General features: G+C 68.9%; 15 protein-coding genes. 7 read left to right on the top strand and 8 right to left on the bottom strand.

Going from position 1 to position 20,066, the window contains the following annotated elements; all coding sequences use genetic code 11:
• Window positions 1-7: 7 nt before the first annotated feature.
• Both ELQ94_RS10420 and ELQ94_RS10415 read right to left on the bottom strand, forming a co-directional pair.
• Window positions 8-1,012, bottom strand: coding sequence for a cation diffusion facilitator family transporter (locus tag ELQ94_RS10420; RefSeq protein WP_127049799.1), 1,005 nt, complete (start codon window positions 1,010-1,012; stop codon window positions 8-10).
• Window positions 1,009-1,491 carry a transporter substrate-binding domain-containing protein gene (locus tag ELQ94_RS10415; protein WP_127049797.1) on the bottom strand — a complete coding sequence of 161 codons (483 nt, stop codon included), beginning with the start codon at window positions 1,489-1,491 and terminating at the stop codon, window positions 1,009-1,011. Before ELQ94_RS10415 ends, ELQ94_RS10420 begins: the two co-directional genes overlap by 4 nt.
• 111 nt (window positions 1,492-1,602) lie before the next feature.
• Between ELQ94_RS10415 and ELQ94_RS10410 the strand changes: the two genes are divergently transcribed.
• Entirely contained in the window at window positions 1,603-2,445 is an 843-nt protein-coding gene (locus tag ELQ94_RS10410; protein WP_127049795.1) for an alpha/beta fold hydrolase, read from the top strand.
• Window positions 2,446-2,654: 209 nt separating this feature from the next.
• Here ELQ94_RS10410 and ELQ94_RS10405 read toward each other — a convergent pair whose 3' ends face one another.
• A complete protein-coding gene (locus ELQ94_RS10405; RefSeq protein ID WP_166404733.1) occupies window positions 2,655-3,245 on the bottom strand; it encodes a TetR/AcrR family transcriptional regulator in 591 nt (196 codons plus the stop codon).
• A 184-nt stretch (window positions 3,246-3,429) separates the two neighbouring features.
• On the opposite strand from ELQ94_RS10405, the gene ELQ94_RS10400 reads away from it, so the two are divergent.
• The 5 genes from ELQ94_RS10400 to ELQ94_RS10380 all read left to right on the top strand — a co-directional run bounded on the left by ELQ94_RS10400 (window position 3,430) and on the right by ELQ94_RS10380 (window position 9,383).
• Complete coding sequence (locus ELQ94_RS10400; protein WP_127049792.1) at window positions 3,430-4,680, top strand: aminotransferase class III-fold pyridoxal phosphate-dependent enzyme; 1,251 nt, start codon at window positions 3,430-3,432, stop codon at window positions 4,678-4,680.
• A gap of 114 nt (window positions 4,681-4,794) precedes the next feature.
• Window positions 4,795-6,411 (top strand): ABC transporter substrate-binding protein, encoded by a 1,617-nt coding sequence (locus tag ELQ94_RS10395; protein WP_127049790.1) that lies wholly within the window; start codon window positions 4,795-4,797, stop codon window positions 6,409-6,411.
• A 96-nt stretch (window positions 6,412-6,507) separates the two neighbouring features.
• Window positions 6,508-7,521 carry an ABC transporter permease gene (locus ELQ94_RS10390; protein ID WP_127049788.1) on the top strand — a complete coding sequence of 338 codons (1,014 nt, stop codon included), beginning with the start codon at window positions 6,508-6,510 and terminating at the stop codon, window positions 7,519-7,521.
• A complete protein-coding gene (locus ELQ94_RS10385) occupies window positions 7,518-8,393 on the top strand; it encodes an ABC transporter permease (protein WP_127049786.1) in 876 nt (291 codons plus the stop codon). The genes ELQ94_RS10390 and ELQ94_RS10385 overlap by 4 nt, the downstream gene beginning before the upstream one ends.
• Before the next feature lie 84 nt (window positions 8,394-8,477).
• On the top strand, window positions 8,478-9,383 hold the full coding sequence (locus tag ELQ94_RS10380) for a DNA-processing protein DprA (protein ID WP_166404731.1): 906 nt from the start codon (window positions 8,478-8,480) through the stop codon (window positions 9,381-9,383).
• A 772-nt stretch (window positions 9,384-10,155) separates the two neighbouring features.
• Here the strand turns inward: ELQ94_RS10380 and ELQ94_RS10375 are convergent.
• On the bottom strand, window positions 10,156-11,841 hold the full coding sequence (locus tag ELQ94_RS10375) for a dipeptide ABC transporter ATP-binding protein (RefSeq protein ID WP_127049782.1): 1,686 nt from the start codon (window positions 11,839-11,841) through the stop codon (window positions 10,156-10,158).
• Window positions 11,842-12,036: 195 nt separating this feature from the next.
• Between ELQ94_RS10375 and ELQ94_RS10370 the strand changes: the two genes are divergently transcribed.
• Entirely contained in the window at window positions 12,037-12,819 is a 783-nt protein-coding gene (locus ELQ94_RS10370) for an aldo/keto reductase (RefSeq protein ID WP_243696954.1), read from the top strand.
• A 108-nt stretch (window positions 12,820-12,927) separates the two neighbouring features.
• Here the strand turns inward: ELQ94_RS10370 and ELQ94_RS10365 are convergent, their stop codons facing one another.
• From ELQ94_RS10365 to ELQ94_RS10350, 4 genes are all read right to left on the bottom strand, one after another.
• Window positions 12,928-13,185 (bottom strand): hypothetical protein, encoded by a 258-nt coding sequence (locus tag ELQ94_RS10365; protein WP_127049776.1) that lies wholly within the window; start codon window positions 13,183-13,185, stop codon window positions 12,928-12,930.
• 169 nt (window positions 13,186-13,354) lie between these two features.
• Window positions 13,355-14,548, bottom strand: coding sequence for a M20 metallopeptidase family protein (locus ELQ94_RS10360; protein WP_127049774.1), 1,194 nt, complete (start codon window positions 14,546-14,548; stop codon window positions 13,355-13,357).
• 125 nt (window positions 14,549-14,673) lie between these two features.
• On the bottom strand, window positions 14,674-17,868 hold the full coding sequence (locus tag ELQ94_RS10355) for a glycoside hydrolase family 38 N-terminal domain-containing protein (protein WP_127049772.1): 3,195 nt from the start codon (window positions 17,866-17,868) through the stop codon (window positions 14,674-14,676).
• Between the two features lie 74 nt (window positions 17,869-17,942).
• Complete coding sequence (locus ELQ94_RS10350; protein WP_127049770.1) at window positions 17,943-19,706, bottom strand: class I mannose-6-phosphate isomerase; 1,764 nt, start codon at window positions 19,704-19,706, stop codon at window positions 17,943-17,945.
• Window positions 19,707-20,066 lie beyond the last annotated feature (360 nt).

Raw genomic sequence — 20,066 nt, 5'->3', positions numbered from 1 at the left:
GGTTTCCTCACCTGTTCCGTTCCGACTGCCGGTCACGGGGCGCTCCGCCGACCTCTTCCGGGAGTTCGTCCACGGGCACGATCACGGCATCCGCGATCTTCCAGTCGAGAGCGATGCACTCGTCCCGTGCCTCGATCAGGTCGTCGAGGGTCAGACGGTTCCGACGCGGCACGACGAAGACCTCGGCGTGGAGCACGTGGCCCTGGTCCCGGAGCCGGACCCCGACGTCGGCGATCCAGCGGCGCGCGCGCAGGGTGTCGATGATCCGGTCCTCGACGGGGAGGGGTTCGCCGTCGTCGAACGTCCGCGCGCGGGAATCCATGAGGTCGCGGACGGCGCCACGCAGGTTCTTCGTTCCATCCCAGACGATGCTCGATGCGATGAAGAGCGCCGCCGCCGAGTCGGCCCACCACAGGCCGACTCCGATCCCCGCGACCCCGACGATCGAGCCGACGGCCGTCTGCCAGTCGGCCTTGTTCATGTCGGCGTCCGCGAACAGGACCTTGTCGTGGAGTTCCCGCGCGAGCGCCATCTTGCGACGCCCGAAGTAGATGGGGAGGGGGATGGTGAGCGCCATCACGCCCATCATGAGCCAGCCGAGCCAGATCACCTCACCGAACAACTCGACGCTCCCGATCGGCGGGTGCTCACCCGAGATCAGCCCTGAGATCGAGTCGATCACGAGGTACGCCCCCATCGCGAAGAGAGCGACCCCCGCGACGAGGTGCCCCACCCCGACCGAGCGGTGATAGCCGTAGGGGCGCTCCCGATTCGGCGCCCGCTGCACGATACGGGCCGCGACGAGGAAGGCGATCGGCGGGGCCAGGGACAGCAGGTCCTCGATCCACGCGGCTTTCATCGCTTGCGAGTTCCCGAGCACCAGGTAGACGAGCGCGATCGTGACGGCCAGGAAGACGAGCGTGGCCCACTCGATACGGATGGCGGCACGGAGTGCATCCTCCTGCCGAGCGGGGAGCTCGGTGTGCCCGAAGCGGCGGCGGTCCGCGCTCATCGCTCGGCCTCCCCGTCGAGGAGGAAGTGCTCGAGCTCGACGAGGAACGCGTTCTCCCCCAGAGGAGCGAGCATGACGTGACGGGCGGTCCCGCCGTCGGGGGCCGTCGATTCGGCGTATGGCTGCGTCACGGCGGCCTTCGATTCCCAGGGGGTCGCGTCCGTGAAGCCGCCGACGACGAGATCGAGGTCGCCGGCTTCGAGAGCCTGCACGAGGTCGGATTCGCCACCCGCGGTCCACTCGATGTCCGCGTCCAGGTGCGCCGCGAAGGCCTCCACGAGGTCAACCTCTGTGCCCTGCGGTTGCCCCGTTCCCTCGGTCACCGTCCACGGGTCGCTCTGCGAGACGCCCACGCGGAGTGTCCCGTCGGTCACACGGTCGAGGGTACCGTCCGGGTCCGCTGGGATCGTGATGCCGCAGCCCGTCAGGGTCGCCACGCTGAGGACAGCGAGCATCAGTGATGCACGACGATTTCTCATGCTGAGACCCTACTGAGCGGGGGTGGCCCTCCGTCCACTGCTTGACGGGACGGAGGAGTTCGGAAAGGAGAATCCGTCGGGACGGGCGGGCGCTCGGGCTACAGTGTGGGGGTGAGTGAGGCCCCTGAGACCCGGACCCTCGTCGACGCCGGCGGGGTCACCATCTGGTACTACGTGTGGGCGGCCGAGCGGCCCCGGGGGATCGTGCACATCGCGCACGGAGCGGGGGAGCACGCCGGCCGGTACGGCGATCTCGCCGCGGACCTCGTCGGCGCCGGCTTCACCGTCGTGGCCGACGATCACCGCGGCCACGGGGCGACGGGGGAGAACCACCTCGGCCTCGGAACCCTCGGCGACGGCACCACGCGCGGCGCCATCCGCTCGGTGCTCCATGTCGGGCGCACCATCGCCGAGGAGAATCCCGGCGTGCCGCTCGTGCTCCTCGGTCACAGCTGGGGCTCGCTCATGGCGCAGAAGATTGCCGCGCAGGACCACCCCTACGCGGCACTCGTGCTCTCGGGCACGTCCCTCGCCGTGCCCGGCGTCATCAACATCGGCGACCTCAACAAGCGCTGGCGCGGCCCGACGAGCACCGGTCTCGAGTGGCTGTCGCGTGACCTGGCCGTGGGCGCGGCCTTCGCGGAGGACCCGCGTGCGTTCGACATCGCGCAACAGCCGGTGTGGACGGCGATCCAGGCGTTCGCGTTCCTCGGCCGCCCGCCGAAGCGTATGCGCGACCTGCCCGTTCTCATCCAGGGCGGCTCGGACGACTCGCTCGGCGGCACACGTGGCATGACGTTGCTGCGCGACGCCTACGTGAGGCGCGCGAAGCTCTCCGACGTCACGCTCCACATCTACCCGGGCGCCCGCCATGAGATCTACAAGGAGACCAACCGCGACGAGATCGTCGCCGACCTCCTCGCCTGGCTCGACACTCGCCTCCCGCGCCGCTGACCCGCGCCCCTGACCCGCGCCCCTGACCCGCGCCCCTCGGGCACGCCTCCCCCTCGCGCCTCCCGCGAACTCCCCGCACGACCAAACCCCTCGCCGAAGTGCGGACTTCAGCCCCCCGTTGAGCGATTCAGGGGGCGAAAGTCCGCACTTCGCCGGTGGGCCGGGCGGGTTGCCCGGCGCGGAGTGACGGATCAGGCGCGGGGCGGGGGTCAGGCGCGGAGTCGGGCGAGGAAGGCGTCGATGAGGGTGCGCTGCGCGTCCGGGGTCATCTCGTCGGGGTAGAGCACGGCCTGCACCGAGATGCCGTCGATGAGGACGAGGAGCTCGTTGACCGCGACCGTGATGTCGAGGTCGGCGCGCAGGTCGCCGGCATCGCGCGCGGCGGTCAGTCCGTCCGTCCACCATGCGCGGGCGACGACCATCGAGTCGGCGCGCACCTCCGCGAGCGCCGGGTTGGTGATCGCGCGCCCCATGTAGCTCACGTCGATGATCGCCTCCGTGCGGCTCTCATCGTCGAGCGGCATCGCCTCGTGCAGCATCTCGCGGAGCACGCCGAACGTGTCGAGTTCGTCGGCGCGGTCGGCCACCCGGTCGTAGACGCGCTGGTAGGCGAGCTTGTGCGCCTGGATGAGCACGTCGTCCTTATTCGTGAAGTAGTGGGCGAGTGCGCCGTTCGACACCCCGGCGGCCTTCGCGATCTCGCGAACGGTCGCCGCTTCGAGTCCCTGCTCGCGGATGACGCGCCAGGTGGCCTCGAGGACCGTGGCGCGGCGCTCGTCGTGGTCAACGATCTTGGGCACGGATCGTGCTCCCTCCTCCAGGTGTTCGCTGCGACTCCATCGTCGCGCTCTTTTTCGGACACCTGATCTATTTAACGTACCTGTAACGGCGACGAAATCTATTTCGGACGCCTGTACCAAAAACTGGGTGCACGACCCCGCGGAATCCCCGCCTCGTCGACCGGCCCCCTCCTGAAGGACCCCCATGACGCTCGATACCGTGATGCAGACCCTCAAGCCCGTCGACGACGGCCTGCGCGAACGCGCCGCCCGCGTGATCCCCGGCGGCATGTACGGCCACCTGAACGTGACCCTCCTGCCGGCGTCCTACCCGCAGTTCTACCGCTCGGGGAACGGCGCGCGCCTCACGGACGTGGACGGCAACCAATACATCGACTTCATGTGCGGCTTCGGCCCCATGATCTCCGGATACAAGAACCCCGTGGTCGAGGCCGCGGCGGCCGCACAGCTCGCGGAGGGCGACGCGCTCGGCGGCCCGACGCCCCGCATGGTCGAGCTCGCGGAGCTGCTCGTCGACACCGTCGGCCCCGCCGACTGGGCGATGTTCGGCAAGAACGGCACGGACGCGACCAGCCTCGCGGTGACGATCGCACGCGCAGCGACGGGGAAGCGCAAGCTCCTGAAGGGCCGGTCCGCGTACCACGGCGCGAACGCGTGGTTCAATCCGAACCCCCTCGGCTCCACCCCCGAGGACCGCGCGAACATCATCTTCTTCGACTTCAACGACATCGCCTCCCTCGAGGCGGCAGCGGCAGAGGCCGGCGACGACCTCGCCGGCATCATCGTCTCGCCCTTCAAGCACGACGGTCCGGTGGACGACCAGCGCCTCGCCGAGGTGGACTTCGCCCGCGCGGTGCGCGCCCTCGCCGACCGGAACGACGCGGTCCTCATCATGGACGAGGTCCGCACGGGTTTCCGGCTCGTGACGGGCAGCGCGTGGGAGCCGCTCGGAGTCGCCCCCGACCTCATCGCCTACAGCAAGGCGATCGCCAACGGATGGGCACTGTCCGCGGTCGTCGGCATCGACGCGCTCGCTCAGGCCGCGTCGGACATCTACGCGACCGGCTCGTTCTGGTACTCCGGCGTCGCGATGGCGGCAGGAATCGCCAACATCGGTCTGCTCCGCGAGACGGACACCCCCGCCCACATGGACCACGTCGGCACACTGCTCCGCACCGGGCTCCAGGCGCAGGCTGAGGAGAACGGCTTCGAGGTGGTCCAGAGCGGACCCGCCGCGATGCCGTACCTGCGCTTCGTCGACGACCCCGGGCATGCGGCGGCCCTCGCTTTCACCGGTGCGGCGGCGGCCCGTGGAGTGCTCCTGCACCCCGTGCACAACTGGTTCCTCTCGACCGCGCACACCGAGCAGGACATCGCCGACGCGCTCGACCGCACCGCCGAGGCGTTCGCCGAGGCGAGGTCCGTCCTGGGCTGACGCGCCCGCTCCCCCCCCCCCCCCGACCGTTCCACCGTTCCACCGTTCCGCCTGTTCCACCCGCCTGTTCCACCCCGAACGCGCCACCCCGATGAAAGCGACGAGGAGCACACCGTGACCCCTGCACGACAGCGAACGAACCGACGGTGGAGAGCCGTACTCGCCGGGGCCGCCGCCCTGGCCGTAGCCCTCACCGGGTGCGCCGGCGGCGCCCCCGCCGCCACGACGGGCGACCGCCCGCTCGTCATCGCCCGCGCGATGGACCTGACCACGATGGACCCGCAGCGCGGATACTGCGACACCTGTCAGATCATCTACACCGCGCTCTACGAGCGCCTCGTGACCGTCGACCCCGCCGACACCTCGACGGTGCTCCCCGGTCTCGCCGAGAGCTGGGAGGCGAATGCCGACAACACGCAGTTCACGTTCGCCCTCGACTCCGGCGCGGTCTTCTCCGACGGCTCCCCGGTGGAAGCGAGCGATGTGAAGTGGAGCTTCGAGCGCCTCGTGAATCTCCAGGGATCCGCCTCCTTCCTCCTCGCCGGAATGACGGGGATCGAGACGCCCGACGAGTCGACCGTCGTCGTGAGCTTCGAGAAGCCGAACTCCGCGTTCCTCGCGATCACGGCGGCGCCCTACCTCGGCATCGTCAACAGTGAGGTCGCCGAGGAGAACGGCGCCAGCGCTGCGGAGGACGCGGCGTCGACGGACGACGCCGAGGGCTGGTTCCTCGAGAACTCGGCCGGAAGCGGGCCATACACGCTCGCGGCCTACAGCTCGGGCGAATCGATCGAGCTCACCGCCAACGAGGAGTACTGGGGTGAGGAGCCGCAGTTCACCGAGGTGGAGATGAAGGAGGTCACCGACTCGAGCTCCCAGTTGCAGCAGTTGCAGCAGGGCGACGTCGACGTGGCGATGCAGATCTCTCCCGATGCGCTCGCGCAGCTCGAGGGAGATGAGGCGGTGACGACGGAGGTCGTCGACTCCTACAACTACACCTACATCGCGCTGCTCCCGGCGGCTCCGGGCGGCGAACCGCTCGAGGACGTCCGTGTGCGCGAGGCCATCCGTATGGCCGTCGACTACGACGGGCTCGTCGACACCCTCGTGGCCGGATACGGCAAGCTCCAGGGCTCACCGATCCCGAACGGCTTCGAGGGCAGCAAGGAGGTCGCGCTCCCGAGCTACGACCTCGACGGCGCGAAGGACCTGCTCGCGGAGGCCGGGTACGCCGACGGCTTCACCGTGAGCGCGACCTATCCGAAGCTCGTCGCGTACGGCGTGGACCTCGACCTGCAGATGCAGGCCGTGCAGCAGGACCTCGCCGAGATCGGGGTCACCCTCGAGCTCAACCCCGTCGACTTCACACAGTGGATCTCCACCGTGAGCGGTGACGGCACGCCCGTGACCGCGGTGTACTTCGCCCCGGACCACACCGACTCGAGCCAGTACGTGCAGTACTTCGGCAACATCGATCAGGGTGGGCTCATCAACCCGTGGACCGGATCGGTCTCGCAGGAGCAGACGGACCTGCTCGCGCAGGCGCTCACGGAGTCCGGCGACGAGCGGATGGCGACGTACCAGGAGCTGGCCGAGTCGATGGCGGCCGACGCCTTCGTACTCCCGATGGTGAACCCGCAGCTGATCCTCGCCTACGCGAGCGACATCTCGGGCGTCGCCTACAGCCCGTGCTGCAACCTCGAGATCGGGCAGCTCGGCCTCGGCGGCTGACGCCTCTGACCCGCCGGCCGATCGACCGACGGGCGGGGCGCAGCCCACCGCCGCCCCGCCCGTCCTTTCCTCCCACCTCCCTCCTTGGAGAACCGCATGACCCGCTTCGTCCTCCGCCGCATGGCGATCGTGCCGCTCCTGCTGCTCGGGATCGTGACGATCGCGTTCGTCATCTCGCGCCTCATGCCCTCCGACCCGATCGCCGCGATCGTCGGCGAGCGCAGTATGAACAACCCGGAGGTCGTGCAGGCCGCCCGGGAGCGGTGGGGGCTCGATTCGAACGTCTTCATCCAGTACCTCAACTACGTGGGACGGCTGCTGACGGGCGACATGGGAACCTCGTTCCAGACGCGCGCGAGCGTCTCGACGGACCTCGCGGAGCGTCTGCCCGCCACCATGGAGCTCTCGCTCCTCGCCCTCGTCATCGGGGCGATCGGCGGGATCGTCCTCGGGGTGATCTCCGCGAGCCGGAAGGATAAGTTCGCCGACAACGCCGCTCGCGTCTTCGCCCTCCTCGGATCGTCGCTCCCGATCTTCTGGACGGGGCTCATCCTCCTCTTCGTCTTCTACGCGCAGCTCGGGATCATGCCGGGCCCGGGTCGGCTCTCGGCTCGCGTCGACCCGCCCCCACACGTGACCGGCTTCTACACGATCGACTCGCTCGTGGCCGGGAACATCCCGCTCTTCCTCGACGCGTGGGCGCACCTGCTCCTTCCGGCGTTCGTGCTCGCGTGGGGCCTCATGGGCACGATCAGCCGGCTCGTCCGCGCCGCGATGCTCGACGAACTGCACTCGGACTACGTGCGCACGGTGCGGGCGAAGGGGATCGCGGAGACGGCGGTCATGCGTCGGCACGTGCTGCGCAACAGCCTCACACCCGTCGTCACGGTGGTGGGTTTCGCATTCGGGGCGCTCCTGATGGGCGCGGTCCTCGTGGAGCAGATCTTCTCCTGGAACGGCATCGGCTCCTACGCCGTGGAGGCCGCGCGCACGCTCGACTACCCCGCCATCAACGGTGTCACGCTGCTCGGTGGCATCATCTTCCTGCTCGCGAGCCTCGTCACGGACCTCGTGTACGCCGCGATCGACCCGAGAGTGAGACTCGCATGAGCGCCGCCACCGGTATCGCCGATTTCGGGACCACGTCCCTCGCCGCCCTCCGCACCGCGCGCTCGTCGGCATGGATGCGGCCGCAGATGGTCTTCGGGTACGTGGTCGTCGCGTTCTGGCTCGTGCTCGTCGTGGCGGTGCAGTGGCTCGCCCCCTTCGACCCGCTCGCCTCGGTGGGCGAGCGCCTTGCGCCGCCGAGCGCAGCGCACTGGTTCGGCACGGACGCGCTCGGGCGTGACGTGCTCAGCCGTGCGCTCCATGGGGCGCGGTACTCGCTCCCGATCGCTTTCGTGTCGATCGTGGCCTCCGTGGCCGTCGGGAGCGTGCTCGGGGCGGTCGCCGGCTACGTCGGCGGGATCGTGGACGCCGTCATCATGCGGATCGCCGACGTGACGATGTCGTTCCCCGCAATCCTGCTCGCGATGGCGGTCGCCGCGGCGCTCGGACCGGGCCTCAACAACGCGGGGATCGCGATCATCATCGTGTGGTGGCCGATCTATGCGCGCCTCATGCGTGGGCAGGTCCTGTCCATCAAGGAGCGAGAGCACGTGGAGTCGGCCGTCGCGATAGGAGCCTCGCGGCGTCGGATCCTCTTCCGCCACATCATCCCGCACGCGTCGACGCCCACCCTCGTGAACGCCACGATGGACCTCGGACAGATCGTGCTGCTCGTGGCGTCGTTGTCCTTCCTCGGCCTCGGGGCGCTGCCGCCGACGCCCGAGTGGGGCGCGATGATCACCGAGGGTGCGAAGAACTTCTACCAGCCGTGGATCGCCGCCGCGCCGGGCCTCGCGATCGTCTCGATCGTGCTCGCGATCAACTTCATCGGCGACGGCCTCCGCGATGCCCTCGACGTCAAGGCCCGCCGCTAGCCCGTCCGGAAGGACTCGGTGCGAGCGGAAGTCCGGCGTCTCGAGCTCACTGCAATGTCGGTGGTCGGGGCCTATCATTGGCGCATGACCATCCCAGAGGAACGGCTTGAAGCCGCTGTGGTCGTCGCACTTCGAGGCACGGCGTCGATCAAGAAGTTGTCGCCGTCCGAGGTAAGAGCGGCTTTGGAAGAGGGTCGCAACCCGGTCGAGGTACTGCGTGAGTCTGCGGATCTTGTGGCCCAGCTGGCTGATTTCGATTCACCTCTGGACGATGCTCAGAAGGAAATCGTCAATTGGCGAGAGGCTGGCCTCGATGTCATGTTCTCGTTCAACGAGCGATACCCACGACCCTTATTACAGGTTTACGACTATCCCCCGGTGATATTCGGGCGGGGGACCCATGCGAACGATTTTGACGCGATAGCAATAGTCGGGTCCCGAGTTGCGTCAACGAAGTCCCTCAATCTAGCCCGGGCCTTAGGGCGCAGGTTGGCTATCGAACGTGTGACTGTAGTTTCTGGACTTGCAAGAGGAATCGACACAGCAGCACATCTCGGGGCTCTCGAGGCTGGTGGACGGACAGTGGCAGTCCTTGGTCAAGGAGCCGGGACGCCCATCTATCCGAAGGAGAACGCGGCACTCGCCCGACAGATCCTGTCGGAAGAGGGTCAGACTCTCTCTCAGTTCTGGCCCGGTTCATCGCCGACAAAGCAGACATTTCCGATACGGAACGTCACGATGAGCGGCCTCAGCGCAGTCACGGCGATTGTGGATGCCGCTGAGCAGAGCGGCACACGGCACCAGGCGGCAGCTGCGGTTCGTCACGGACGCCGAGTGCTACTCCATGAATCAGTTGTTCGTCAGACATCGTGGGGCAACGATCTTGTCGAGAAGGGGCTGGCGGAGCCATTCATTGGGGAAGACGACGGCGTAGAGCTTGCGCTCCAAATACTGCGCACCACGTCGTCAGCCGGAGCTGTATTTGCTTGAGCCGGATGACGTCGCTAGAAACGCTGGACAGAAGTCCGACTTCCTGACTCGTTGTGCCGCGATCTCGATTAACCCGACGCGAGACAGCTCTTTCGTCTGCCCCCGTTGTTGTGGCGCCCTGAGCGAAAGTAGATGCCGGGGATGTGATGACGTGAGGGCCGCGACCTCAGAACCGGCTGATCGAATAGTCCCGCTCACCTACGCGGTTGCGGGAGAGCAGTCAGGTCGAAACTTCTATAACTACAAGGATCCCGAATATGACGAGCGGATTCGCGAGAAGGCATTTCTCGAGATAGTCCCGATCATGTGGGGCTTCTCCGTCTACCATGCCGACTGTATCGACCGCGTGTCCCGCCAACCGATCGACGCGGTCTGCATTGTCCCATCGGGGAGAGGAAGATCTGGTGAGCATCCGCTCGAGCGGATTGCTCAATCCGCACCCGCACGATGGAGTCGCGTCGATAGCCAACGGCTCGGTCCAACCGGCTCGGCCATCGATTCGGCGAGCGTGGGGTTCACTGATGGAACTGACCTCACCGGTGCACATCTCGCCGTCATAGACGACGCTTGGGTGAAGGGGGCGAAGGCTGAATCTGTGGGTATCGCGGCCCGGCGCTTGGGAGCGGTAGAGGTCACGATACTTCCTGTGGCGCGCTGGTTGAGCCCCGGCTATGGGAAGACACGCGCGCTGCTCGCGGAGGTGACTACGCGCCAGCCATGGTCGCGTGCAATCTGCCCTGTGACGGGGGACGCGTGCCCATGAATGGGCGGGTCACACGGTGAGGCGGGCGCCGGGGATCGCGCTCAGGAGCTCGCGCGTGTACTCCTCGCGCGGCGACTCGAAGAGCTCGTCGGGCGTGCCCGATTCGACGATGGAGCCGCGTGACATGACGTGCACGTCGTCGCTGATCTGCCGCACGACGGCGAGGTCGTGGCTGATGAACAGGTAGGTGAGTCCGTGCTCGCGCTGCAGGCGGGCCAACAGATCGAGGATCTGCGCCTGGACCACCACGTCGAGAGCCGAGACGGCCTCGTCGAGAACGAGCAGTTCGGGTTGGAGGGCGAGCGCCCGCGCGATCGCGACGCGTTGACGCTGGCCGCCGGAGAGTTCGTGCGGGTAGCGATCGACGGTGTCGGCGGGGAGTGCGACCTCCTCGAGGAGGTCGAGAACGCGTTCCGCTCGTTCCGTCGGCGTTCCGATCCCATGCACGACGAGCGGCTCGGCGATCGTCTTGCCGACCGTGAAGAGGGAGTCGAGGGACGCGAACGGGTTCTGGAAGACGGGCTGCACGCGGCGGCGGAAGGCCGTCATCTCGGTTTTCGACATCGAGGCGAGATCACGGCCGTCGAAGGAGATCGTGCCGCGCGTCGGGGTGTCGAGGCCGAGGACGAGGCGGGCCGTCGATGACTTTCCCGACCCTGACTCGCCCACGATCGCGACGGTACTGCCGCGGGGGATCTCGAACGTCGACCCGGCGACGGCCGCGAAGGTGCGCGGCTTGCCGAAGACGGAGTCGCGGACGGAGTACTCCTTGACGACGTCGGTGAGCGTCACGATCGGCTCCCCGACCTCGCCGGCCGCGGCATACGGGGTCTCAGGTCGGGCGATGCCGCGACGGGCCGCAAGGGCAGGGGCCGCGTCGAGCAGACGTCGGGTGTACTCGTGCTGCGGGTCGCCGAGGAGCTGTGCGGCCGGACCGTGCTCCACGATCTTCCCTCGGTACATCACGAGTACCTCGCTCGCACGTTCGGCGGCGAGTGCCAGGTCGTGCGTGATCATGAACAGGGCCGTGCCCATCTCCGCGGTCAGTTCGTCGAGCCGGTCGAGGACCTTCCGCTGCACGGTCACGTCGAGGGCGCTCGTGGGTTCGTCGGCGATGAGGAGCTTGGGCCGACACGCGAGCCCGATCGCGATCAGTACGCGCTGCCGCATGCCGCCGCTGAACTCGTGGGGGAACTGGCGGAAGCGACGTTTCGGCTCGGGGATGCCGACCATGTCGAGGAGCTCGATCGCTCGCTTCGTCGAGTCGCGGGACGACGTGCCGTGCGCCTCGAGGGCCTCGACGATCTGCGCGCCCACGCGGTGCACGGGGTCGAGGTTCGACATCGGGTCCTGGGGGACGAGGCCGATACCCGCGCCGCGGACGCGGGTGAGCTCGCGGGCGCTCGCCGTGACGAGGTCGCGACCGTCGAAGAGGATGCTCCCGGAGTCGATGCTCGCGTTCGAGGCGAGGAGGCGGTTGATCGCGGCGGCGAGCGTCGACTTTCCGGAGCCCGATTCGCCGACGACCGCCAGTGTGCGATGGGCGGCCAGGTCGAGGGACGCGTCCGAGACGGCCGTGTGGCGTCCGCGGGTCGTGCGGAACGAGACGCTGAGGTCCCGGATGCTCAACAGGGGCGCGGGCTCGGCCGGTGTCGAGGCGGCGGTCGATGGCACGAGCAACGCGTTATCGGACATAGGTCCAAAATAAACTCCGCATGTTTCAGCGGTGTGGGCTCGTGTTTCGAGCGCGTTTAATGTGGCGGCTCGACGATTTCTGTGAAGCCCTCGACGACGGCGTTCGTGCTACACCTTATTTCGGACGAATGTCCGATAACGCTTGGAGGTCTCATGCCCACCCCGTCGCGCGTGCCTGTCGCTACGGCCCTCGACATGCCTGTTCTGGGTCTCGGCGTCTTCGACATGGACGACGAGTCCACCGCGCGCACGGTCGCGACGGCCATCGACCTCGGCTACCGTTCGATCGACACCGCCGCGATCTACGGCAACGAGCGGGGCGTCGGCGAGGGGATCCGGCGGTCCGGCATCGCGCGCGAGGAGCTGTTCGTGACGACAAAGCTCTGGATCGATGCGCACGACGAGGTGGCGGCCGTCCGCGCCGCCGAGCAGTCCATCGAACGGCTCGGACTCGAGCACGTCGACCTCTACCTCGTGCACTGGCCGCACAGCGCCGCCGGCCGCCATCGTGAGGCGTGGCGGGGGCTCCAAGCGGCGAAGCGAGCCGGGCTGGCGCGCAACATCGGGGTCTCCAACTTCTCCCCAGCCCAGCTCGCCGATCTCGTGCAGCTCGGCGGGGAGATCCCGGCGGTGAATCAGATCGAACTGCACCCCTTCCACACCCGCCGGCTCGAACGTGCGGCGCACGAAGCCCTCGGGATCGTGACGGAGTCGTGGTCGCCGCTCGCCCGCGGCCGTGTGTTCGGCGACCCGACGCTCGAACGGATCGCGGCGGCGCACGGAGTCTCCGTCGCGCGAGCGGTGCTGCGGTGGCACGTGCAATCGGGCCTCGTAACGGTTCCGAAATCATCCGATCCGAGGCGACTCGCGGAGAACCTCGATGTGTTCTCCTTCGCGCTCGAGCCCGCCGACATGGCCGCGATCGATGCCCTCGACCGCGGCGAGCACGTCGAGCCGGACTACTACCGCCTCGCCTGACCCCCGCCCCTTCTCTCCACCCCTCTACCTCCTGTGAGGTGTCGCATTCTGTTGCCTCAGCGCCCTGAATGACAACAGATTGCGACACCTCACGGGGGTTGGGGGCGGTTAGAGCGCGAGGAGGTCGGCCGAGGCGTCCCAGTCGGGAGCGATCGTGGCGGGAGGGTGCGTGTCCGCGCGGCGGCGGACGAGCGCGTCCACACGCTGCGGCGACAGCGCGGTGCGCGCAACGCGCACGTCGTCGTCCGACACCTCCCAGTCGAACGTCGCGCCGAGCTGCACGCGGTGCTCGTCCGATATGCGCCCGAGCAGCGCGTCCGCCTTCATCGTCGCCAGCCAGACGACGTCCCCGGTGTGTGTGCCCACGATCGGCCCCCCTCCTGAGGCAAGAGACGACGGGATCGACGGATCATGACGGAAATGCACGTCCGTCATCGTAGTGAGCCGGCGCTCGCGCACCAAAACCCCTCCGGAGGTGTCGCATTCTGTTGTCATTTCCTCGCACGAGGCAACAGATTGCGACACCTCACGGGAGCTAGAGGGCGGGAGGGGTGCCGAGGTGGGAGAGGGCGAGGGAGGCGAGGGCCGCGGCCTGGTCGCCGAGCACGGCGTCGTCGAACATCACGCGCGGCGAGTGGTTGTACGCGACCGTCTGGCCCGCGAGGTCCCACGGCGTCGTCTGGAGGAAGATGAACGTGCCCGGCACCTCGTGCAGCACGAACGAGAAGTCCTCGCTGCCCATCCGGGGCTCGAGCATCGTCTCGACGCGACCCGGCCCGAAGGTGTCGGTGAGTGTCATCATGGCGGCCGACGTCGTGCCCGGGTCGTTCTTCGTGACCGGGTAGACGGTGACGAACTCCACCTCGGCGCGGCACCGGTGGGCAGCGGCGATCCCGGAGGCGATCCGCTCCGTTTCCACGGCGAGAGTCGCGAGCGACTCGTCCGACAGCGCACGGACGGTGGCACCGAGGCTCGCTGAGTCCGGGATGACGTTGATCGCCTCGCCCGCCGACAGCTGCGTGACGGTGAGGACCACCGGGTCGAACACGCTGAAGCGGCGCGTGACCATCGACTGCAGCGCGGACACCGTCTCGGTGAGCGCTGGCACGGGATCGAAGGCGCTCGACGGCTGCGAGCCGTGGCCGCCCTCGCCCACGATGCGGATGCGGAGGGTGCTCGACGAGGCCATCGCGGGCCCGGGCCGCATCGAGAAGACGCCGTTCGGGCCTGGGATCACGTGGATGCCGTAGGCGGCGACGGGGCGGGTGCCCGCGGCGTCGATCACGCCCTCGTCGATCATGATCTTCGCGCCGCCGTAGCCCTCTTCGCCGGGCTGGAACATGAAGATCACGGAGCCGTGCAGCTCGTCGCGCCGGGCGGCGAGGAGTCGCGCGGCGCCCACGAGACCGGCGGTGTGGAGGTCGTGCCCGCACGCGTGCATCGCGCCGTTCGTCGAGGCGAACGGCAGGCCCGTCTGCTCGACGACGGGCAGCCCGTCCATGTCGCCGCGCAGGAGCACGACCGGCCCCTCGTGCGCGCCGCGCAGCACGGCGACGACACTCGTCGTGTCCGTACCCGTCGTGATCTCGAGCCCGAGACCCTCGAGCTCGCGGAGCACGGTGGCCTGCGTGTTCGGAAGCTGCAGTCCCACCTCGGGTGCGGCGTGGAGCGCGCGACGGAGGGTGACGAGTTCGGGCAGGAGCGCCTGTGCATCCGTGGTGATCGACATGGGTCAATGCTTCCACACCGCGCGCGACCCGTCCCTCCCGTCGCTTCCGCACTCCCGCGCACACGGACGGTGCGGACATGTGTCTTCCCCACCGCGAAAGTCCGCACTTCGCGGAGGAAGAATGGTCAGGGGAGGGTGAGGATCACCGCGCGGGGGCTCAGGCGCGGGATGTCGACCGTGACCGTGGTGCCCCCGACGTCGAGTGGCTCGCGCTCCTCGCCGAGGAACGTGGCCGCCGCGGCCGACGCGATGCCGCCGGGAACGCCGACCTCCACGGACACGGGGCCGTCGACGAACGACTGCAGCCGTACGAGGATCCGGCCCTCGCCCAGGCAGTGCGCGGCCACGAGCTTCACGCGCGGGTCGCTCACCGTGAGCAACGACCTCTCCACCGGGGCCTCCGCCCCCGCGGCTCCGTTGGCCGGCACCACGACCGGCGGATGCACGAGCGCGGCTGTGGCCGCCACGGCGACCTCTTCCGCCGACACCTCGGTCGCCGTCCGCACGCCGATCGCGTAGGAGAACGTCGTCTCGAACGCCTGGCGAACCGGGAAGTTGGTGTCCCAGACGTTGTTGTGCACCCACGACAGGACCGTGCCCGGCTCGTACGGGGAGGTGCTCGCCGGGAACGGCGCGTACGGGAGGGCGATGACGCCCCGCTCCACGAGCGGCACGTCCTTCGTGACCCAGGCCACCGGCCCGTCGGCCGAGTCGACGGTGACCCATTCCCGCACGGCGCGCATGTGCTGCGGCGCTCCCGGGACGTGCTCGAGACCGTCGCCCGTGACGCCGCCGCTCACCTCGAACCGCACGACGGGGTCCTCGCCGGCGAAGGGGAAGGCGAAGAACGCACTCTCCTTCGCGTCGGTGGACTCCTTCGCGATGCGGTTCTCGATGAGGAGCGCGGGCTCCCCGTGCCGGAGCCGCAGCGTGACGCGCACCCACTCGGCGCCCTTCGCCGGGTACTCGTACACGAGTCGTTCCTCCACGGCGTCCGACTCCCGTGCGATGACGGCGGCGGGACGCGCCCGCCACCGGTCGCCGAGCAGCTCGAGCTCGTCGGAGGTCGACGTCTTGTTCGACTGGTGGTTGAAGCCGCCGGCGCTCGTGTAGAGGTCGTAGATGTACTCGTTCCCGCCGAAGAGCGAGTCCTGATTGAGGAGCTCTCGACCGGTCGCGAGCTCCACGATCGACGCGATCCGCGCCCCCGGGAGGTCGACGGTCACGCGGAGGTGCTCGTTCTCGAGCACGAGCGGGCCGGCGATGGACGCGGTGTCGGCCGCGGCGTCGACGCGGTCGACGTCGGTGAGTCGCAGATCCACCCGTACGAAGCCCACGGGCGGCAGGGAGCGCACGCGCGCCGTGACGAAGCGCCCGGCCTCGCGGTGCTCGTGGTTCGACTGCGCCTCCTCGACGTACGGGAGCGTCTCGCCGGAGCGACCGTCGTACAGGGCGAACGCGGTGCCCAGCGGCACGGTGCTCTCGCGCACGAAGAAGCGCACGGCGGTGTCGCGCTCGATGGCGGTGGTATTGACGACGTAGTAGCTCGCGTGCGCGTCGGCGGCGCGCCCCAGGTCGGCGCCGAGGAACGCGGACGCGCGCTCGAGGTACTGGCCGGCCTTCTGCTGTGCGACGATCGCGTTCGCGACCTTCCACTGCCACTGCACCTCGCCGGAGTCGAATCCGTGGTCGGAGAACCGCCACGAGTTGCCGGCGCCCCACGTGTGCTCGTTGAACATGGAGATCGTGCGGAAGGTGTCCTCGGACTGCTCGGCCTCTCCGGGGAGCTCCGAGCCGGTGAGCAGCGATCGCACGGCGGACACGGTCTGGGCGTCGGTCACTTTCGCCTGCGCGTCGCGCACGAGCGTCATGGGGTACGCGGCGGAGCCGACGCCCTCGACCCACCAGTCGCCCCAGTCGCCTTCGAACGTCTGGATCTCGTCGCCGAGACGCTCCTCGGCATCCTCGAAGAAGTCGGTGTTCGTGGAGATGCGGATCTTCGGCGACTCCCACGTGGCGTTCCACTCGCGGGCGATGTCGGCCGCGCGTCGCCTCGCCGGAGCGTTGTCGCCCACGTAACCCTGCGTGCGCAGGTGCACGATGTCCCACGGGTACGGCGTGCGGTCGACCGCCTCTGCGGTGCCATGCCAGCCGAAGACGCCAGGAGGGAACGGGTACGGGTTCGCCGCGAGCGACTCGAGGTAGACGGGCAGGTGGTCCTCGACGGCCGAGTAGTCCTGGTGAAAACCGAGCAGCGGCCCCTCCATGTACGCCATGCCGTGGGGGCTGTCGGTGAGCCACACCAGCACGGACTTCCCCGACGGCGCGGCCCAGCGGAAGAGACGGGGGAGCAGCTGCCCGCCGTTCAGCTGCGGCATCGAGCGGCCGGCCCAGTTGTGGGCCACGGCGAGGTACTTCACGTCGTTCTCGGCGAGGGCGTCCGGCAGACCGACGACCGTCCCGGGCACGTCGGTCTGCATGGCGGACGGGATCGGCAGGTCGTAGCGCGTCGCGATGCGCCGGGCCGTGCGGAGGAGTTCGTGCAGCTCGTCCGTCGTGCACGTGTCGGTGTGCAGGTTGTAGGGCAGCGCCGTGAGCTCAGCACGCCCCTCGCGGACGAACCCCACGAACTCGTCGACGAGGTGCTGCGGCCGGGTCTCGGCCCAGCTCTCGAACGTGAAGAGGGACTCGACGACCCAGCGGAAGCGCTCGTCCTGCGGTTCGTCGGCGGTATCGCGCAGCAGTTCGAGCGCCGAGTCGAGGAACGAGCGTTGTTCCGCGAGGACGATCGCCTGCGGGTCGGTGTACCCGATGTCGAAGTGGGAGTGGTGCACGACGTGGATCGTCCAGTCGCGCACGGGGAGCACCTCGAAGGGCAGCTCGACGTCCCGGTCGAGCGAGGGGATGACGAGGCGCAGCGCCGTCGCCGTCTCCACGGCGGCGATGTAGAGGCGGTACGCGCCGCGCGGTCCGTCCTCGACCTGCACCGGCACGTCCTCGCCGTCCGCCGTGCGGAGGGTGATCCCGCTCACGTCGACGGTGTGCGCGTCGTCGACGGTGCCGACCTCCACGTCGAGCGCGATGCCGCCGTGCTGCACGGCCGAACCGAGGGAGACGGGGCGGTGGATGTCGCCGATCTCGAGGCGGATGGCCTGCTGGCGTCCGCCCCGGCCGTCCGAGCGGACCAGCTGCTCGGCGATCACCCGCACGTTCTCCCCGCCCACGACGGTCGTGATGGCGGCGGCGGCCGAGAAGAGGCCGGCGCGTGCCCCCGTGTCGGTCCACGGTCGTGCGGCGATGAGTGCCTTTACCTTGCTCATTGCTGTCCTCACTCTGCGTATCTGATGGTCGATCGGAATGGTCGTGCGAGTCGGTCGTGTGGGGTCGATGGTGGTCAGGTGCCGGCGACGAACGCCTTGACGGTCGCGAGGCGCCGTCCGACGCTCGGGCCGTGGGGGCGGATCGTGTACGCGCCGACCGCGGCCGGGACGATGAACGTCTCGGCGTAGTGCACGACCCACGGCTCGAAAGCGCCCGTCGGGCTCTCGACGATCGCCTCGTCGCCCTCCACGAGGTTCAGTACGTTGACCGTGCCGAGCGTGTCGTGAGCGACGATCTCGGTGAACCAGTGCCGGCGTACCTCGATGAACTCGAGTTCATGGAGCCCCGTGCGCTCCTCGATCCAGCCGGGGCCCTCCGCGGTGCGGTCCACGCGACCCACGAGGTTCCGCTCCGTCCACGCGGTGTCGCGGTCCCACTGGATGTTGGCGGCCGCGTGCTCCAGGTGGATGGGGCGGGGCTGGCCGTCGAGTCCGAGGCGTCCCCAGTCGTGCATCTTGAAGGTGAAGAGGTACGGCGTTGCCGAGATCTCGAGCACCATCGAGTCCGCCCCCGAGCAGTGCACGGTGCCGGCGGGGATGAGGAAGTGGTCGTGCTTCCGCGCCGGGAAGGTGTTGACGTACTGCTCGGCGGGGAAGGACCCGGACCCGGACGCCGCGGTGTGGAGATCGGCGAGCATCGCCGAGCGGTCGACGTCCGTCTTCACGCCGAGGTAGACGACGGCGTCGTCGGACGCGTCGAGCAGGTAATAGCTCTCGTCCTGCGTGTACGGCATCCCGAAGGTGTTCTGCATGTAGTCGGTGAGCGGGTGCACCTGCAGCGACAGGTTGCCGCCGCCGACGGTGTCGAGCATGTCGAAGCGGATGGGGAACTCGGCGCCGAAGCGCGCGTGGGTGCGCTCGCCGAGGAGGGCTCGCGGGTGGCGGAAGACGAGGTCGATCGAGGGGATCTCCACGACCTCGCCGTCGGCGGCGATGAGGAGGCTGTTCTCCTCCGGCACGCAGTCGAAGCACCAGGCGAAGTTGTCCTCGCCGGAGATGCCGAGGTTCTCCTTCATCCACTGCCCGCCCCACACCCCGGGATCGAAGAAGGGGACGACGCGGAAGGGGCGCGAGACGGCCAGGTCGAGCGCGGCGTGGAACGAGTCGGCGGTGAGGAGGCGGGCGTCGTCGACCGAGCCGTTGGTGTCGAGCACGAAGTCCATCCGGTCGAAGAGTCCACGCTTGTGACGGTCGGCCACACGCCACTCCACGAAGAAGCCGCGCTTCACCTTCCGGATGGTGTCCTCGCCGCCGTTGCCCGCGCGCCAGTTCGGGGCGCCGGCGCGCTGTCGCTTCTGGATCTCCCAGCGTGCGAGGTCCGCGAGCACGACGACGTCGTAGAGCACGGGAGCAAGGGTCGCGCCCCAGCCGACGACGATGCGCAGCCCGCTGCCGGACTCGACGTCGGCGGCGACGCGGTCGAGCTCGGCGGAGTCGTAGAAGTCGTAGAGCGTGTGATGGCTGAGGACCCCGAAGACGCGGTCGTCGGTCAGGTTGCCGGCGATGAGCGCCTCGATGCGCTCGGCGGGCAGCGCCGCGGCGTCCTCGACGTCGACGACGGTCGCGTCGGGCAGGTGCCGCGCGAGCTCGGCGCGGAGGGCTGTGAGATCGACGCCGGGATAGGTGTCGATCGCTATCGTGCCGCCGTCGGGGAGGCTCGCCGCGAGCTCCGTCCAGACCGCCGCGCCGCGCCATACGCGGTGTCCGTCGGGCAGCGGGATGGTGGGGCTCGCATCGTATGCCGGGCCGCGTCGTGACGCGGAGGGGTGAGAAGCCATGGCCTCCCTTTCGCCTGATTCATCGTTGAAGAGACGGGGTCGATGCCGTTCGCCGTGCGGCGATGACGTGCTCGGGCCCGAAGCGTTGGTAACGATATCAGCCGATCGACACGGGCGCTACACCCGTCCCTGATCGAAGCCGGATGGCGGGTCGGGTCTTCTCGGAGGAGCCGTCCGGGAACGCCCCGCGAGAGGGATGCCTGCTTCGGGTGGGCGCGATGTGTCGTGGGGTTGCGTTCGAGGCGACGATTCGCGTCCACCCGGGGGGAGGGGGCGCCTGGGGTGGGCGCGATGTGTCGTGGGGTTGCGTTCGAGGCGACGATTCGCGTCCACCCGGGGGGAGGGGGCGGAGCCGAGGGG

Origin of the sequence: Labedella endophytica (genome assembly GCF_003990045.1) — a bacterium.
In the GTDB taxonomy this organism is placed as follows: domain Bacteria; phylum Actinomycetota; class Actinomycetes; order Actinomycetales; family Microbacteriaceae; genus Labedella; species Labedella endophytica.
The sequence above is the reverse complement of the archived record's forward strand: the minus strand, read 5'-3'. Positions and strand labels throughout refer to the sequence as shown.

Bases quoted from the DNA above. Each gene is read 5' to 3' on its own strand.
- ELQ94_RS10420 (WP_127049799.1), bottom strand. From the start codon at position 1,012: ATGAGCGCGGACCGCCGCCGCTTCGGGCACACCGAGCTCCCCGCTCGG.
- ELQ94_RS10415 (WP_127049797.1), bottom strand. From the start codon at position 1,491: ATGAGAAATCGTCGTGCATCACTGATGCTCGCTGTCCTCAGCGTGGCG.
- ELQ94_RS10400 (WP_127049792.1), top strand. From the start codon at position 3,430: ATGACGCTCGATACCGTGATGCAGACCCTCAAGCCCGTCGACGACGGC.
- ELQ94_RS10390 (WP_127049788.1), top strand. From the start codon at position 6,508: ATGACCCGCTTCGTCCTCCGCCGCATGGCGATCGTGCCGCTCCTGCTG.
- ELQ94_RS10385 (WP_127049786.1), top strand. From the start codon at position 7,518: ATGAGCGCCGCCACCGGTATCGCCGATTTCGGGACCACGTCCCTCGCC.
- ELQ94_RS10380 (WP_166404731.1), top strand. From the start codon at position 8,478: ATGACCATCCCAGAGGAACGGCTTGAAGCCGCTGTGGTCGTCGCACTT.
- ELQ94_RS10375 (WP_127049782.1), bottom strand. From the start codon at position 11,841: ATGTCCGATAACGCGTTGCTCGTGCCATCGACCGCCGCCTCGACACCG.
- ELQ94_RS10370 (WP_243696954.1), top strand. From the start codon at position 12,037: ATGCCTGTTCTGGGTCTCGGCGTCTTCGACATGGACGACGAGTCCACC.
- ELQ94_RS10360 (WP_127049774.1), bottom strand. From the start codon at position 14,548: ATGTCGATCACCACGGATGCACAGGCGCTCCTGCCCGAACTCGTCACC.
- ELQ94_RS10355 (WP_127049772.1), bottom strand. From the start codon at position 17,868: ATGAGCAAGGTAAAGGCACTCATCGCCGCACGACCGTGGACCGACACG.
- ELQ94_RS10350 (WP_127049770.1), bottom strand. From the start codon at position 19,706: ATGGCTTCTCACCCCTCCGCGTCACGACGCGGCCCGGCATACGATGCG.